Genomic DNA, 16,717 nt, shown 5'->3' on the forward strand with positions numbered 1-16,717 from the left:
AAATTATGTTAGCACTTGAATGGTTAAAAAACGCGCATGGCATCATGGAAAAACTGGAAGCCACGCAATTGGAGAATATCAAAAAGGCAGCCACCGTTATGGCAGATTCTATCGAAGCCGGTCGTTGGGTACACACGTTCGGATGCGGCCATGCCACTATCCCTGTTGAGGAAATGTATCCGCGTATCGGTAGTTTCGTCGGTTTCCACCCGCTGTGCGAACTCCCGCTGACATTCTTTACACAAATCATCGGCCAGATGGGTATCCACCAATTCCTGTTCCTGGAAAGAGCTGAAGGATACGGACAGGAAATTATGAAGAACTATGATTTCGACGCTAAAGATTGCATTTGGATATTTTCTCACACAGGCATCAATGCAGTAAATATCGACATCGCATTGGAAGCCAAGAAACGTGGCATGAAAGTAATTGTTTACGGCTCGGCAGGAGAAACAGGTGACAAAGCAAGCCGCCATTCCAGCGGTAAAAACCTGTTCCAGCTTGCTGATATTGTAGTAGACTCTTGCGTGCCCTTAGTAGACGCTTCCGTGCCTCTGAAGAATCATTTCGATAAAGTAGGTCCGTTGTCAACCCTTAGTTTCGTTACCATGGTATGGATGACTATCACCACAGTTGCCGAGATTCTGGCAGATCGCGGTGTGCATCTGTATATCCATCCGTCTCACAACGTTCCGGGAGACACGACAGCCCACGAACGACTGGATGCTGCTATTGCCGAATATCAGAAGAAAGTAAAAATCCTCTAACCAATAGAAAATTCAATCATTATCTATGAGTGACGGTAGCCCGTTTCAGCTTTGCCCCCACAAAGCTGGACGGGCTTTTCTTTATGAATAAAATGAAAAAAGATTCACTAAATGAGTGAATATATCAAAATAGGATTATCTTTGTAGCATAAATGTTAGACAATGGTTATTGAATACGATAAAGACTATCTGCGTGAGCTTTATGAAGATGGCAAATGCAAAAACAAAAAACATCGCTTTGATACATCTGTAATAAAGAAATACCAGAAACGTATAGATACCTTAATGGGAGCAACAAGAATTGAGGACTTATTTGTCTTCAACTCATTGAATTTTGAGGCACTGAGTGGTAAGGACAGTTTTTCCATACGCATAGACTATCATTACCGACTGGAATTCAAAGTAAAGCAAGAAGGAAATGAGACTGTTTTAACCATATGTACCGTATTGGATATAACCAATCATTATCAATAGAATTATGGATACAATAAAGAGAATACCAACTCATCCGGGAGATGTTTTGAAAGAAGAATTAGAATGCCGTAAAATTTCCCAAAAGAAATTTTCAGAAGTTTTAGGAGTATCCTATACTATGCTCAATGAGATACTGAATGGGAAACGTCCCGTAACCAGTGACTTTGCTTTAATGGTGGAAGCTGCTTTGGATATTAATGCGGAACTACTCGTTAATATGCAAACTCGTTATAACATGGCTGTTGCTCGTAAAGAAAGCGCACTGGCCAACAGGTTGCACGAAATACGCAAGATGTGCGCCACCTTATTATAGTCTTTCTTTTATTTATCTCTATATTTGCCCTCTAAAGAAATCAAAACCCAATTATGAAACAGATAAGTATTGCAATTCTTCTTTGCCTCTGCACATTGGCAAGTTTCGCACAAGGCGGCCAGGCACTTGATTTAAAAGACATCGTATCGGGGAAATTCCGCGCAGAAAACATTTACGGAGTTATTCCCATTCCCGGAGACGGAGAACATTATTCACAGATGAATCCGGAAGGAACACAGATCATCAAATACTCTTTCAAAACAGGCAAACCGGTGGAAGTACTATTTGATGCTGCCACTGCCCGTGAATGTACGTTCAAGACATTCGATAGTTATAGTTTCTCACCGGATGGCACCAAATTACTTATCGCAACAGAAACGACACCAATCTACCGCCATTCTTATACGGCTGTACATTATATATACAGTCTGAAACGAAATATCAATGGAGAAATCAATAACATTGTAGAAAAGCTCTCAGACGGTGGTCCACAGCAGGTGCCGGTATTCTCACCGGACGGCACCATGGTTGCCTTCGTGCGGGATAACAACATTTATCTGGTCAAATTCCTGTATGGTAACAGTGAAAGTCAGGTGACAGAGGATGGTAAACGTAATGCCGTACTGAATGGTATTCCCGATTGGGTATATGAAGAAGAGTTCTCCTTCAACCGTGCACTGGAATTCAGTGCCGACAGCAAGATGATTGCTTATATCCGTTTTGATGAGACAGAGGTCCCCTCTTACAGTTTTCCCGTCTTTGCAGGAAGCAATCCTCATATCACAGCTTTCAAAAAGTATCCGGGAGATTACACCTATAAATATCCAAAGACCGGAGAAGCTAACTCTAAAGTGTCTGTACATACGTTTGATATTAAATCGAAAGTGACACGTAAAATGCAGGTACCGATGGATGCCGATGGATATATTCCGCGCATCCGCTTTACACATGATCCTAACAAATTGGCTATTATAACGCTGAACCGCCACCAGAACCGCCTTGACATGTACTTTGGTGACCCACGTTCCACTGTTTGCAAACAAGTGCTGCGCGACGAAAGCGATGCTTATATAAAGGAAGCCGTATTTGATAATATTATCTTCTATCCGGAGAATTTCAGTTTTGTGAGCGAAAAGAGTGGTTACAATCATCTATATTGGTATAGCATGGGGGGCAACCTGCTTAAGCAAGTTACTGCCGGAAACTATGAAGTGAAAGATTTCTTAGGCTGGGATGCCGACGATAACAGCTTCTACTTCACCAGTAATGAAGAAAGTCCCCTGCGGAAAGCTGTATACAAGATAGACCGTAAAGGGAAAAAGACCAAATTGTCTACACAACCCGGTATCAATACTGCCCAGTTCAGTACGAACATGAAGTACTATATGAATCGTTACTCTAATCTGAGTACTCCTACTGTCATTACCCTAAACGACAATGCCGGTAAGGTGCTGAGTACACTTGTTACCAATGATAATCTGAAAAAGACCCTGACACAATACAACGTACCTCAAAAGGAATTTTTTACCTTCCAGACTCAGGACGGAGTAACTTTGAATGGCTGGATGATGAAACCTACGGATTTCTCCGCATCCAAGAAATATCCTGTATTGCTGTATCAATACAGCGGTCCCGGTTCACAACAAGTGCTCGACACATGGAGTATCAGTTGGGAAACCTATATGGCAAGCCGTGGTTTCATCGTGGTCTGTGTAGACGGACGCGGTACAGGCGGACGTGGTGCAGACTTCGAAAAATGCACTTACCTGAACCTGGGCGTGAAGGAAGCAAAAGACCAGGTGGCAACAGCCCAGTATATGGGTAGCCAATCCTATGTAGACAAGAGCCGCATCGGCATCTGGGGATGGAGCTATGGTGGATACATGACCATCATGAGTATGAGTGAAGGTACTCCCGTATTCAAAGCCGGAGTTGCCGTAGCAGCTGTTACCGATTGGAATTATTACGATACGATATATGGAGAACGTTTCATGCGTACTCCCAAAGAGAATGCCGAAGGCTATAAAAGTTCCTCCGCTTTCACTCGTGCCAATCAGTTGAACGGAAACCTTTTGCTGGTACATGGTATGGCTGATGACAATGTTCATTTCCAGAACTGTGCAGAATACGCAGAACATCTGGTACAACTGAACAAACAGTTCGACATGCAGGTGTATACCAACCGTAACCATGGTATCTATGGTGGAAACACCCGCTATCATCTGTATACGAAGCTGACGAATTTCTTTGAAAGAGAGCTGAAATGAAAGATAGAGTACGTAAGCCCGAATGGCTCAAGATAAGCATTGGAGCCAACGAACGTTATACGGAAACCAAACGTATCGTTGACTCCCACTGCCTGCACACCATTTGCAGCAGCGGACGTTGCCCCAATATGGGCGAATGCTGGGGAAAAGGAACCGCCACCTTCATGATAGGAGGTGATATCTGTACCCGTTGCTGTAAATTTTGTAACACACAAACAGGCAGACCTTTGCCATTGGATCCGAATGAGCCTACTCATGTGGCTGAATCCATAGCATTGATGAAATTATCTCATGTAGTAATCACTTCCGTAGACCGGGACGATTTACCTGATCTCGGAGCCGCACATTGGGTACGTACCATTCAGGAAATCAAACGCCTCAACCCAGAGACGACAGTAGAAGTACTGATCCCCGATTTCCAAGGAAGAAAAGAATTGGTAGCTCAAGTTATTGAAGCCCGTCCGGAAATCATCTCCCACAACATGGAGACTGTAAAACGCATCAGTCCCCTGGTTCGTAGTGCTGCCCGTTATGAAACAAGTCTGGAAGTTATACGCCAGGTAGCTGCAAGCGGAACAACTACCAAATCGGGTATTATGGTAGGACTGGGAGAGACACCGGAAGAAGTGGAAGAGTTGATGGATGACTTGCGCCAGGCAGGCTGCCAGATACTGACTATCGGCCAATACCTGCAACCCTCGCATAAGCATTATCCTGTGGCAGAATACGTTACTCCTACACAATTCGTTTCGTATAAAGAGCAAGGACTCGCTAAAGGTTTCGACCAGGTGGAGAGTGCACCGCTGGTGCGTTCTTCTTATCATGCCGAGAAACAAATTCGGTTCTATAAAAAAGGAACAGAATAAAAACCAATTGCTCTACTTATTTGTTATGTATGAAGTAACGGCAAAATAAAGTTAGCAATGTCTAAAAAAGGAGTTCTATCATCTAAATTTAATATGTCTTTGGGATTTATTCCTGTTATCGTATCCATTGTATTATGCGAATTTACGACCCAGGACATTTCCATCTACATCGGTGCAGGTGTTGGAGTCCTCTATAGCCTATATACAATGTGGGGTAAAGGGGCCAAGATTCCAAACTTTCTGCTTTACTGTACTACAGGAATGCTCCTGCTATTAACTTTTACGACTCTATTATTTGGCGATTGCAGTTCGCATGAAATGCTACCACTGACATTGGAAATCAGTGCTCTGATACCGATAGTTGTCATCTTCCTGAATAGAAAAAGATTTCTCGCCCACCAGATTTCCCAATCAAAGAAATGCTGCAAACAACTTTTTGCACAAGGGGCAGAATCTGCTATCGTTTCTACAAGGGTAACAATAATCATTGCTTTCCTCCATTTCTTTGCCATTTTCATCGCAATTTTACTACCAGGTCCCTTGAGCGAAACATCCCGTGATGTCTTGTTCCGCTATTGCCCACCTGCTGTATTCCTGCTAAGCATATTGTTCAACCAGTTCGGTATTCTGTATTTCAACATTATGATGAAACATACAGCTTTTGTTCCTATAGTGAATACCAAAGGAGATGTAATAGGCAGAAGTCTGGCAGTGGATGCCATTAACCAGAAGAATGAATATATCAACCCGGTGATCCGTATCGCCGTTTCCCACAATGGTATGTTGTATCTCCGTCCAAGATCTCAGCGTTGTATGCTGGATGCCGGGAAAGTAGATATACCGTTGGAATGTTATCTTTTATATGGAGAAACTTTGGAGCAAGCCATTGTGCGGCTCGTTAAACAATCGTTTCCGCAAGCCCCTATACAGGATTTGCAGTTTAATATCATGTATCATTTTGAGAATAAAGTAACCAATCGTCTGATCTATCTTTTCCTTATTGAAATAGAAGACGAGAATCTTTTGCGGGACAAACAAACCAGAGATGGAAAGCTATGGACCTTCCAGCAAATAGAACACAATTTAGACAAGAACTTTTTCAGTTGTTGCTTCGAGAACGAATACGAACACCTGAAAGATGTTATTTATACAAGAGAAAAATACAAGGAATTTTAGAAAGATCAGGTACTTTACCTTGCCACTCTTTTACAGTCTTGGTTTTGATATACTCTCCCTCACACGTAATATTTGCAGCAATACAGAGTTTGGTTTGCGGTCGACAGTTACTCAGGATATCTTCTACCATTTTATTATTGCGATAAGGAGTTTCAATAAAAAGTTGGGTTTGCTGTTCAGCATAGACCCGTTGTTCCAGAGTCTTTAGTTTTTTAGCACGTTCGGCCGGCTCGATAGGAAGGTAGCCATGGAAAACAAAACTTTGTCCATTAAAGCCTGACCCCATCACAGACAGGATAATGGAAGAAGGTCCCACCAAAGGAACCACCTTTAAATTCTTTCGCTGTGCAATCGCTACTACATCCGCTCCCGGATCAGCCACAGCCGGACAACCAGCCTCAGAAATCACTCCCATGGACTGCCCTGCTACCAATGGTTTCAAGTAACCGGAAATATCTTCAGGCGAAGTATGTTTATTCAACGGATAAAAAGTTAACGCATCAATATCTATTTCCCGATCCACTTTCTTCAGAAAACGACGCGCAGAGCGCACATCCTCCACTATGAAATGACGAATACCTAAAATAATTTCCTTATTATAAGAAGGCAATACCGTTTCAATCGGCGTATCACCTAAAGTAACAGGTAAAAGATAAAGAGCAGTTTCCACGTTGATAAATGATTTATTATTAGTGATAAATGATAAAAACGAATGATGAGTGATTAACTTCCCTACAACATCATGCTGTATAGTCACTAATCACTCATCACTAACCGTTAATCATTATATATTAACCGTATATAATATTCCCATTCTCATCCATATATTCATCCAGCCCTTTTTCATAAGTAGCCATAGCACGCAAACTCATGCCCACGCTGGAAAAGCCACCATCGTGGAATAGGTTCTGCATGGTTACCTTACGAGTCAAGTCGGAGAACATCACGATACAATAGTCAGCACATTCGTCTGCCGATGCATTACCCAGTGGGGACATACGGTTGGCAAAGTCAAACAACTTATCCATACCTTTCACACCGGAACCGGCAGTTGTCATCGTAGGAGACTGTGAAATGGTATTGACACGTACATTATGTTCACGACCATAGATATAACCAAAACTACGCGCAATAGACTCTAACAATGCTTTTGCATCAGCCATATCGTTGTATCCGTAGAAAGTACGTTGTGCAGCCACATAACTCAATGCAAGGATTGAACCATAATCGGCAATTGCATTCAGTTTTTTAGCTGCCTGTATCATCTTATGGAAAGATACGGCAGAAATATCAAGAGTCTTACCCAGCATATCATAATCCAAGTCATCATATGTGCGTTTCTTACGAACGTTCGGAGACATACCGATAGAGTGAAGTACAAAATCAATTGGACCGCCCAATACTTCCATGGAGCGTTTGAATACATTTTCCAAATCTTCTACGCTGGTTGCGTCAGCAGGAATAACTTCACATTGCAATTTATCTGCCAGTGCAGAAACTTCGCCCATGCGAACTGCTACCGGAGTGTTTGACAAGGTGATTATTGCACCCTCTTCTACAGCTTTTTCAGCTACTTTCCAGGCAATGGACTGCTCATTCAGAGCACCGAAAATAATGCCTCTTTTTCCTTTCAACAAATTGTAACTCATACCTATAATATTAAAGTTTGCGAGGTTTCAGCAAGCAAGTCAACAAGGTATTACTTTTATGTACCTTTCCCCGTCGACTTGTATCTTATCACCTCGTTTACTGTTTTTTGAGGCCGCAAAGATAGTGCAAATTGAACGCATAGCAAAATAAGCTTGCTTATTTTTGCTATGCTGAAATGCCGCCTATCTTATTTAAAGATATGAACTTTCTGCATAAAAACCCCGAAAGTGTACAAAGAAAAGGCCAAAACCACAAAAAATCCACCTAAACCAACAAATTGTGCACATGGTTTCAGCTAAAGCCCGATACATTTGCAAACGGTAATTAAGAGGTTTTTTCATAATATTTATTTAAGGTTAGAATTAGGTTAACTTATTATTTCTTTCGCAAACCACTCGGGAGAGCCGTTTGCGGGAGGATAATAAAAATGAAAAGTTGGAAGTTGAAGAAACCTGTTAATCCGCAATGAATAACTTATAAAGAATAACTTATAACTAAAATATAGTATCACAGATGAACACATTTGTCAAAAAACTATTGGTGCTAACAGCGCTATCCTTTCCGTTATTACCTGTACAGAATACGGTAAACGCCCAAAACGGAAATTATATAGATGAAAGTATCTATGAGAATTTACCTTTCGATATGCCGAAAGTGGAACAACCCGCTTTTCCGGATTATACAGTCAACATTATAGACTTTGGAGCGAAAGGAGATGGTATCGTATTGAATACCAAGGCCATCAACGATGCTATCAAAGCGGTAAATGCAAAAGGCGGTGGTAAGGTAGTTATCCCCGGAGGTTTATGGCTGACCGGTCCTATCGAACTGTTGAGCAATGTCAATCTGTATACGGAAATGAATGCTCTGATACTATTTACTGATGATTTTGAAGCCTATCCTATTATTGAAACTTCTTTCGAAGGATTAAATACACGTCGTTGTCAATCTCCTATTTCCGCCTGGAATGCAGAAAACATAGCCATTACAGGAAATGGTGTATTCGATGGTTCTGGTGATAGCTGGCGCCCGGTAAAGAAGGGTAAACTAACTTCCAGTCAATGGAATAGCTTGGTTAATTCGGGTGGAGTAGTCGATGAAGCAGGTAGTATCTGGTACCCTACTGCAGGTGCACTAAAAGGCGCTATGGCTACCAAGGACTTCAATAATCCCGAAGGCATTGAAACGGATGAAGAATGGAATGAGATTCGTCCATGGTTGCGTCCGGTATTATTGAATATAGTTAAGAGCAAAAGGGTATTATTGGAAGGTGTTACTTTCAAAAACTCCCCCAGCTGGTGTCTGCATCCACTATCCTGCGAACATATCACAATCCATAATGTGAAGGTCTTCAATCCCTGGTATTCCCAGAACGGAGATGCATTGGACTTGGAATCATGCAAGAATGCATTGATTATCAACAATATCTTTGATGCCGGTGACGATGCTATTTGTATCAAGTCAGGAAAAGACGAAGACGGTCGTAAACGTGGCGAGCCTTGCCAGAACGTGATTGTTAAAAACAATACCGTATTACATGGTCATGGCGGTTTCGTCGTAGGAAGTGAAATGTCCGGTGGTGTAAAGAATGTCTATGTAACTGACTGTACATTTCTCGGCACAGACGTAGGTTTGCGCTTCAAGAGTACTCGTGGACGCGGCGGTGTAGTGGAAGGCATTTACATCCACAATATCAATATGATTGACATTCCTCACGAAGCATTGCTGTTCGATCTTTTCTATGGTGGTAAAGGTGCGGGCGAAGAATCAGAAGAAGAACTGGAAGGAAGAATGAAATCATCTATTCCAGCTGTAACAGAAGAGACTCCCGCTTTCCGTGATATTCACATTACGAATGTTACCTGTAAAGGTGCCGGACGTGCCATGTTCTTCAATGGTCTGCCTGAAATGCCTATCCGCAATGTATATGTGAAAGACATTGTAGTTACAGATGCCAAACAAGGTATCGTCATCAGTCAGGCAGAAAACGTATCTATTGAAAATGTAAAGATAGAAACTAAAGGTACACCCTTGCAGGTACAGAAAGCCAAAGGCCTGAAAGTAAACGGAAAGACATACAATCACTCTGCGGCTAAAGCTCTGAATATAAATTTATAAATAGACATGCTTTTCAGATATAAACTAATTTCGCCAACGGATAAATAGTAATGCAATCACCATTTCCTTGCCCTTGGTATATAGAGGAATTATACAAAACCAATCATTCCCCCAAAGCCAGCAGTATTTATATCAAAATAAAAAGGAATTACGCGAGGTTTGCACTAATTTTGTAGCAAATTAGTTATATACTTAAAAACCATGAAGAAGAAAATCTTTACATCATTGCTATTATTGTGTACTCTCTCGGTAGCTACAGAGGCACAAGAGACAAAAAAAAGTTTTACAGTGAAAGTAAGCAACACCTGGAACAAGGCAAAAGCAGACGAACCGGTAGTAATCAAACTGAGTGAAATCAATCCTCAATTTCGTGTACGCTCGGCTGTTGTCATGAACGGTAATGAAGAAATCCCTTCGCAACTGGATGACCTGAACGGCGACCGCCGTCCGGATGAACTGGCATTCCTCGTCGACCTGCCTGCCAAAGGTAAAAAGACGCTGACCATTACCTTGTCTTCCGCCAAAAGCGACAAGACTTATCCGGCCCGCGTATATGCAGAAATGCTGGTCAGCGACAAAAAAGGGAAACATGTACCTGTGCAGTCGGTAACCATTCCGGGCACCAGCAACATTTACAACCAGATGCACCACCACGGTCCGGCTTTCGAATCCGAACTGGTGGCATACCGTCTGTATTTCGACCACAAACAGACTGTTGACATCTATGGTAAATTCAACAAAGGTTTTGAAATCAAAGAATCACAATTCTACCCAACCGACGAACAACTGGCACGCGGCTTTGGTGATGATGTTCTCATGGTAGGAGGCAGTTGTGGTGTAGGTGCACTAAAAGGTTGGGACGGCAAAAAAGCTACCCATATCACCCCCGTTGCCACACTCACTGAGCGTATCATCGCCTATGGTCCGGTGCGCACGATCTCCGAAATCGAAGTAGCCGACTGGCAGTATCAGGGTTCGGAACTGAATATGACGAACCGTTATACCCTTTACGGCGGACACCGCGATGTATTTGTAGAAACATTCTTCGAAGAACCATTGAAGGACGAAGTCTTCTGTACAGGTGTGATAGATATCAAAGGCTCCGTATCTTACTCCGACCACAAAGGTCTGATAGGTTGCTGGGGAACTGACTGGCCAGTGAATGACACCGTAAAGTATGCCAAAGAAACCGTAGGCCTGGCCACATACATCCCTCAGAAATATGTAAAAGATGAAGTGAAAGATAAAGTTAATTATCTGTACACCATCGGTGCCAAAGGCAGCAAATATTTCACGCACAACATCACTTTTACTTCCATGAAGGAAACCTTTGGATATAAAACACCCGAAGATTGGTTTACCTACATCCGCGAGTGGAAGGACGAGCTAGAACATCCGGCAGTGGTGAAGGTAATAAACAACTAATAACTAAAAACGTATCATGAAAGCTAGAAAGACCTTAATGAGTCTCTGTCTGTTGCTCGCCTTGCCACTGGCGGCACAGCAAAAGAACTATGTTTCCGAAGTATGGGTAGCCGACCAAGGAAACGGTAAGTACAAGAACCCGGTACTCTATGCAGACTATTCCGACCCGGATGCCTGCCGTGTAGGAGATGATTTCTACATGACATCTTCCAGTTTCAACTGTCTGCCCGGACTTCAGATACTTCACTCCAAAGATTTGGTGAACTGGAGTATCATTGGTGCTGCCGTATCCTATGCACTGCCACCTATTGAAACTCCCGAACGTCCCGAACACGGTAACCGCGTATGGGCGCCCGCTATCCGTCATCACAACGGGGAGTTTTACATCTTCTGGGGAGACCCCGATCAGGGTGCTTTCATGGTGAAAGCCAAAGACCCGAAAGGTCCGTGGACCGAGCCTGTGCTGGTAAAGCCGGGAAAAGGTATCATCGACACTTGCCCATTCTGGGACGAGGACGGTAAAGTATACATGGTACACGCTTATGCAGGTAGCCGCGCCGAATTGAAAAGCGTGATCACCATCTGCGAACTGAATGCCGAAGCAACTAAAGCCATTACCCCGTCGCGCATTGTATTCGACGGTCATGAAGCACACCAGACTTGCGAAGGTCCAAAGTTCTACAAACGTAACGGATATTATTATATCTTCCATCCGGCAGGCGGTGTACCCACAGGCTGGCAGGTAGTACTGCGTTCCAAAAACGTATACGGCCCGTACGAATGGAAAACAGTGCTGGCACAAGGTGATAGCCCTGTCAACGGTCCTCACCAGGGTGCATGGGTAGATACTCCGACCGGAGAAGACTGGTTCCTGCACTTCCAGGATGTAGGTGCTTATGGCCGCTTGGTACATCTGCAACCGATGAAATGGGTAAATGACTGGCCTGTAATCGGCATTGATAAAGACGGTGACGGTTGTGGTGAACCTGTAATGACTTACAAGAAGCCGAATGTAGGTAAGACATATCCTATCTGTACTCCGCAGGAAAGTGACGAATTTGATGGATACACTTTATCACCACAGTGGCAATGGCATGCCAATGTCAATGAGAAATGGGCATATTATGCCGGTGATCAAAGCATGGTCCGTCTTTATTCTTACCCCGTTGTAAAGGAATACAAGAACCTGTTTGATGTAGCCAATCTGCTATTACAAAAAGCTCCTGCACCTAATTTCACCGCTACTATGAAGCTGACCTTCAAACCGGTAGAGAAATATAAAGGTGAACGTACCGGACTGGTAGTAATGGGTATGGATTACGCCGGATTGATCCTTGAGAATACGGATAAAGGTCTGGTACTCTCGCAAGTATCCTGCCTGAAGGCTGACAAGGGTACACCGGAAGAAGTAAACGGTACAGTAGACCTGACTGATAACACAATTTACCTGAAAGTAAAATTCACCAGCGACGGCAAAAAGATTTCCAAGAGCGAAGGTGGACACGACCTGTTGGTAATGTGCGACTTCAGTTACAGCCTCGACGGTAAAAAATACCAGCCACTTGGCAAACCGTTCCAGGCAAGAGAAGGCAAATGGATCGGTGTTAAGGTAGGTACATTCTGTACACGTCCGGCAATTACGACCAATGATGGCGGCTGGTCGGATGTAGACTGGTTCCGTATCACAAAGAAATAATAATCGGCTCTTTAGCTAATCAATCTATTCCTCCTTATTGAAACTCTGTTTTCAGTAAGGAGGAATTTTCATTTCCACTCTGTTTTACATTCACAGCAATCTGTACCACAATACTTATACAACTAATTATCAGAGACTTGCATTTACATTCTATTTACCACATAATGTAACGGCTTTTACTCCGGGATGTAACGACCTTTACCCCGGGATGTAACGACCTTTACCTCAATATGTAAATGGAGTTACCGTGTGGGGTTAACAAAGTTATACTGTAAGGTAACCTAAGTTCCCCTGCAGGGTTACCGTCTTTTGATCTGTATCAACAGGTTGTTTGAACGAAATGTCGTATCTTTGTGTTCATTAAAGAAAAAGAAGTATGAAGAAATTAGTAATATTCGATTTAGACGGAACCCTACTAAACACCATCGCCGATTTGGCACAAAGTACAAACCATGCATTAACAGCATTAGGATACCCCACCCACAAAGAAGAAGAGTACAACTTTATGGTTGGCAACGGCATCAATAAGCTGTTTGAACGCGCTTTGCCCGAAGGTGAGAAAACGGAAGAGAATGTTTTGCGTGTACGAAAAGAATTTGTCCCTTATTACGACCAGCATAATGCCGACAAGAGTCGTCCTTACCCCGGCATTACGGAACTTTTGGACGAACTGCAAGCCAAAGGTTTGCAAGTGGCCGTTGCTTCAAACAAGTACCAAGCGGCTACCGAAAAACTTATTGCCCACTATTTCCCAAATATCCGCTTTACCGCTGTATTCGGCCAACGTGAAGGTGTCAATGTGAAACCTGACCCTACTGTGGTATATGATATCCTGAAGATAGCACAGATTTCCAAAAAAGATGTTCTCTACGTAGGAGATTCCGGTGTGGATATGCAGACTGCCATTCATGCGGGAGTGACTTCCTGCGGTGTAACCTGGGGATTCCGCCCGCGTGCCGAACTGGAAACTTTCCACCCGAATTATATTATAGATAAGGCTGAAGAGGTTTTGGAAATAGTTTTTAGATAAGAGGGGAGCTATATTCGTTTCTTATGGGGTATGAATAAAGTGTGATAGAGTGGTAGGGTGATAAGGTGATAGCGGGATAAGACTCTTTGATATATAGCGCAGCTACTTTATCACCTTACCACCTTATCACTCTTTTATTCCTTCCTAATTGGTATTGCGTCATTTTTACTCCTTTTTAGCCAATTATTACCCCTCAGAATGCCTTAAACTGTCTAACATTGCAATCGAAATACCAAAAATGAAAAACAATGATAAAGAAATGGTTATTAGCATGCTTCACAGTTGTTTGTGCCGGAACTAATTTACAAGCACAACAGGAAGATCAAACCCTCAAATTATGGTACGACAAACCCGCCACGCAATGGGTGGAAGCTCTGCCATTAGGTAACGGACGTATAGGCACCATGGTTTTCGGCGACCCGGTACACGAACAGTTCCAGTTGAACGAAGAAACCGTATGGGGCGGTTCTCCCCACAACAATACCAACCCCAAAGCCAAAGATGCCCTGCCTCGTATCCGCCAGCTCATCTTCGAAGGTAAGAACAAAGAAGCACAGGAGCTTTGCGGTCCTACCATTTGCTCGCAATCAGCCAATGGAATGCCTTATCAGACCGTAGGATCACTGCATCTGGACTTCGACGGTATCAATGAATACAATGACTATTACCGCGATCTGGATATAGAAAAGGCAATTGCTACTACTCGCTTCACAGCCAATGGTGTGACTTATACTCGAGAAGCCTACACCTCCTTCCCCGATCAGGTATTAGTGATCCGGCTGACGGCTTCACAAAAGAAAAGCATCTCATTCACAGCCAAATATAGTACTCCTTATAAAAGTAGCGTGATACGTTGCATCTCCCCCCGCAAGGAATTGCAATTGAATGGAAAAGCCAACGACCATGAAGGTATTGAAGGAAAAGTAGAATTTACCGCACTTACCCGTATAGAAAATAATGGTGGAAAGTTGGAAATACTATCAGACAGCACTCTACAGGTAAAAGACGCAAACAGTGTTATACTGTATGTTTCCATCGGAACCAACTTCGTGAATTATAAAGACGTTTCGGGTGATGCCCTCAATAGCGCACAACAGTATCTGAAACAGGTTAATAAGAACTACCCAAAGAGTAAGGCTTCACATATCAATGCATATCAGAAATACTTCAACCGTGTATCTCTGAATTTGGGAAGTAATGCTCAGATCAATAAGCCGACGGATGTACGTGTAAAAGAGTTCAGTAGTAGTTTCGATCCACAGATGGCTGCCTTGTACTTCCAATTCGGACGTTACCTCTTAATATGCAGTTCTCAACCGGGTGGGCAGGCTGCCAATCTGCAAGGTATCTGGAACTACCAACTGCGTGCTCCTTGGGATGGCAAATATACCACTGACATCAACGTTGAAATGAACTATTGGCCAGCCGAAAGCACTTCTCTGCCCGAAATGCACGAACCTTTCCTGCAATTAGTGAAAGAAGTAGCCATACAAGGACGTGAAAGCGCAGCCATGTACGGCTGTCGCGGCTGGACATTACATCACAACACAGACATTTGGCGTAGTACAGGTGCTGTCGATGGATCCAGTTATGGTGTATGGCCTACCTGCAATGCCTGGTTCTGCCAGCATCTTTGGGATCGGTATCTATTCTCCGGTGATAAGAACTACCTCTCTGAAGCATATCCTTTGATGCGTGGTGCCTGTGAGTTCTATCTCGACTTTTTGGTACGCGAACCGGAGAACAATTGGTTAGTAGTTGCTCCCTCCTATTCTCCTGAAAATAGTCCTGCAGTAAATGGACAACGCACATTTGTCGTTGCTGCCGGCATCACTATGGACAACCAAATGGTTTACGATCTTTTCTACAACACCATTTCCGCAGCCAAACTAATGAACGAAACAACCGCTTTCACCGACAGCCTGCAGACTGTTGTCAATAATTTAGCACCGATGCAAGTAGGCCGTTGGGGGCAGTTACAGGAGTGGATGCACGACTGGGATAACCCCAAAGATCGTCACCGTCATATTTCTCACCTCTGGGGACTGTATCCAGGACGCCAGATCAGCGCCTACCATTCCCCTGTCCTGTTTGAAGCTGCCAAGAAGTCTTTGATTGGACGTGGTGACCATTCTACGGGCTGGTCGATGGGATGGAAAGTTTGCTTATGGGCTCGTCTGCTGGATGGTAACCATGCTTATAAACTGATTACAGACCAACTTCACCCCACCACTGACGAAAAGGGGCAAAATGGAGGCACCTATCCAAACCTGTTCGATGCCCACCCGCCTTTCCAAATTGATGGTAACTTTGGCTGTGCTGCCGGTATTACCGAAATGTTAGTCCAGAGCCATGACGGTGCCATCCATCTTCTTCCTGCTTTGCCCGACGTATGGAAAGAAGGAACTCTGAAAGGTATCCGTTGCCGTGGTGGATTTACTGTGAATGAAATGAAGTGGGAAAACGGTAAGTTACAAACCGCCGTTATAGCCTCCAATATTGGTGGTACACTCCGTATCCGCACCCAGACTCCCTTGTATTTGAATGGGGAAAAATTGAGCCCAACTACGCAAAAAGTGTCCGACAACCCGCTTTTGCAACCACAGGGCATCCGCAAGCCATTAATTGCCGCTAATGCTCCAAATTGCATACCGGAATATGCACAGACTTATGTCTATGACATTGAAACAAGTGCAGGCAAAGAGTACATTCTGACATCAAAAGAGCAATAAAATAAATAGTTATCAAAAACATGGAGACAACGACTTAAGTGAGCCGTTCATATGTTAAAGTGTCAAGAGGGGAACAATAAATTCCCCTCTTTTCTGTTATATAACATCATATTGATAGGCCACAGAAATAATATATATAGTGAAAAACAAAAATTACCACCCTAAAAACAGATATTACACATTTATCTTTTTACATCCCTATA

13 protein-coding genes are annotated in these 16,717 nt (G+C 43.3%); 11 read left to right on the top strand and 2 right to left on the bottom strand.

Features of this window, described 5'->3' with window-relative positions; genetic code table 11:
* The first annotated feature begins 5 nt into the window (after nt 1-5).
* From BWI44_RS04030 to BWI44_RS04055, 6 genes are all read left to right on the top strand, one after another.
* Nucleotides 6-767 carry a sugar isomerase domain-containing protein gene (locus BWI44_RS04030; protein ID WP_007666871.1) on the top strand — a complete coding sequence of 254 codons (762 nt, stop codon included), beginning with the start codon at nt 6-8 and terminating at the stop codon, nt 765-767.
* Between the two features lie 162 nt (nt 768-929).
* A complete protein-coding gene (locus tag BWI44_RS04035; protein ID WP_115502642.1) occupies nt 930-1,241 on the top strand; it encodes a type II toxin-antitoxin system RelE/ParE family toxin in 312 nt (103 codons plus the stop codon).
* A gap of 4 nt (nt 1,242-1,245) precedes the next feature.
* Nucleotides 1,246-1,554 (top strand): HigA family addiction module antitoxin, encoded by a 309-nt coding sequence (locus BWI44_RS04040; RefSeq protein ID WP_115502643.1) that lies wholly within the window; start codon nt 1,246-1,248, stop codon nt 1,552-1,554.
* Nucleotides 1,555-1,607: 53 nt separating this feature from the next.
* On the top strand, nt 1,608-3,821 hold the full coding sequence (locus BWI44_RS04045) for a S9 family peptidase (protein ID WP_115502644.1): 2,214 nt from the start codon (nt 1,608-1,610) through the stop codon (nt 3,819-3,821).
* Nucleotides 3,818-4,687: a lipoyl synthase gene (gene lipA / locus BWI44_RS04050; RefSeq protein ID WP_118308461.1), complete on the top strand. Its 870-nt coding sequence runs from the start codon at nt 3,818-3,820 to the stop codon at nt 4,685-4,687. The genes BWI44_RS04045 and lipA overlap by 4 nt, the downstream gene beginning before the upstream one ends.
* Nucleotides 4,688-4,744: 57 nt before the next feature.
* A complete protein-coding gene (locus tag BWI44_RS04055; RefSeq protein WP_195209845.1) occupies nt 4,745-5,863 on the top strand; it encodes a hypothetical protein in 1,119 nt (372 codons plus the stop codon).
* Here the strand turns inward: BWI44_RS04055 and BWI44_RS04060 are convergent.
* Both BWI44_RS04060 and BWI44_RS04065 read right to left on the bottom strand, forming a co-directional pair.
* Nucleotides 5,829-6,533, bottom strand: a complete 705-nt coding sequence (locus BWI44_RS04060; protein WP_044533562.1) for an SAM-dependent methyltransferase — start codon at nt 6,531-6,533, stop codon at nt 5,829-5,831. The two genes, BWI44_RS04055 and BWI44_RS04060, sit on opposite strands and share 35 nt — an antisense overlap.
* Nucleotides 6,534-6,654: 121 nt before the next feature.
* Complete coding sequence (locus tag BWI44_RS04065; protein WP_007666880.1) at nt 6,655-7,512, bottom strand: enoyl-ACP reductase FabI; 858 nt, start codon at nt 7,510-7,512, stop codon at nt 6,655-6,657.
* A 514-nt stretch (nt 7,513-8,026) separates the two neighbouring features.
* Here BWI44_RS04065 and BWI44_RS04070 point away from each other — a divergent pair.
* The 5 genes from BWI44_RS04070 to BWI44_RS04090 all read left to right on the top strand — a co-directional run bounded on the left by BWI44_RS04070 (nt 8,027) and on the right by BWI44_RS04090 (nt 16,514).
* Nucleotides 8,027-9,631: a glycoside hydrolase family 28 protein gene (locus tag BWI44_RS04070; protein ID WP_115502646.1), complete on the top strand. Its 1,605-nt coding sequence runs from the start codon at nt 8,027-8,029 to the stop codon at nt 9,629-9,631.
* Between the two features lie 201 nt (nt 9,632-9,832).
* Entirely contained in the window at nt 9,833-11,056 is a 1,224-nt protein-coding gene (locus tag BWI44_RS04075) for a DUF4861 domain-containing protein (protein ID WP_195209844.1), read from the top strand.
* Between the two features lie 16 nt (nt 11,057-11,072).
* Nucleotides 11,073-12,752, top strand: a complete 1,680-nt coding sequence (locus tag BWI44_RS04080; RefSeq protein WP_195209843.1) for a glycoside hydrolase family 43 protein — start codon at nt 11,073-11,075, stop codon at nt 12,750-12,752.
* 376 nt (nt 12,753-13,128) lie between these two features.
* On the top strand, nt 13,129-13,782 hold the full coding sequence (locus BWI44_RS04085; protein ID WP_044534453.1) for an HAD family hydrolase: 654 nt from the start codon (nt 13,129-13,131) through the stop codon (nt 13,780-13,782).
* A 248-nt stretch (nt 13,783-14,030) separates the two neighbouring features.
* Nucleotides 14,031-16,514, top strand: coding sequence for a glycoside hydrolase family 95 protein (locus BWI44_RS04090; RefSeq protein WP_195209842.1), 2,484 nt, complete (start codon nt 14,031-14,033; stop codon nt 16,512-16,514).
* The last annotated feature ends 203 nt before the right edge of the window (nt 16,515-16,717 follow it).

This window comes from Bacteroides sp. Phil13 (assembly GCF_001940965.1).
GTDB lineage: Bacteria > Bacteroidota > Bacteroidia > Bacteroidales > Bacteroidaceae > Bacteroides > Bacteroides intestinalis.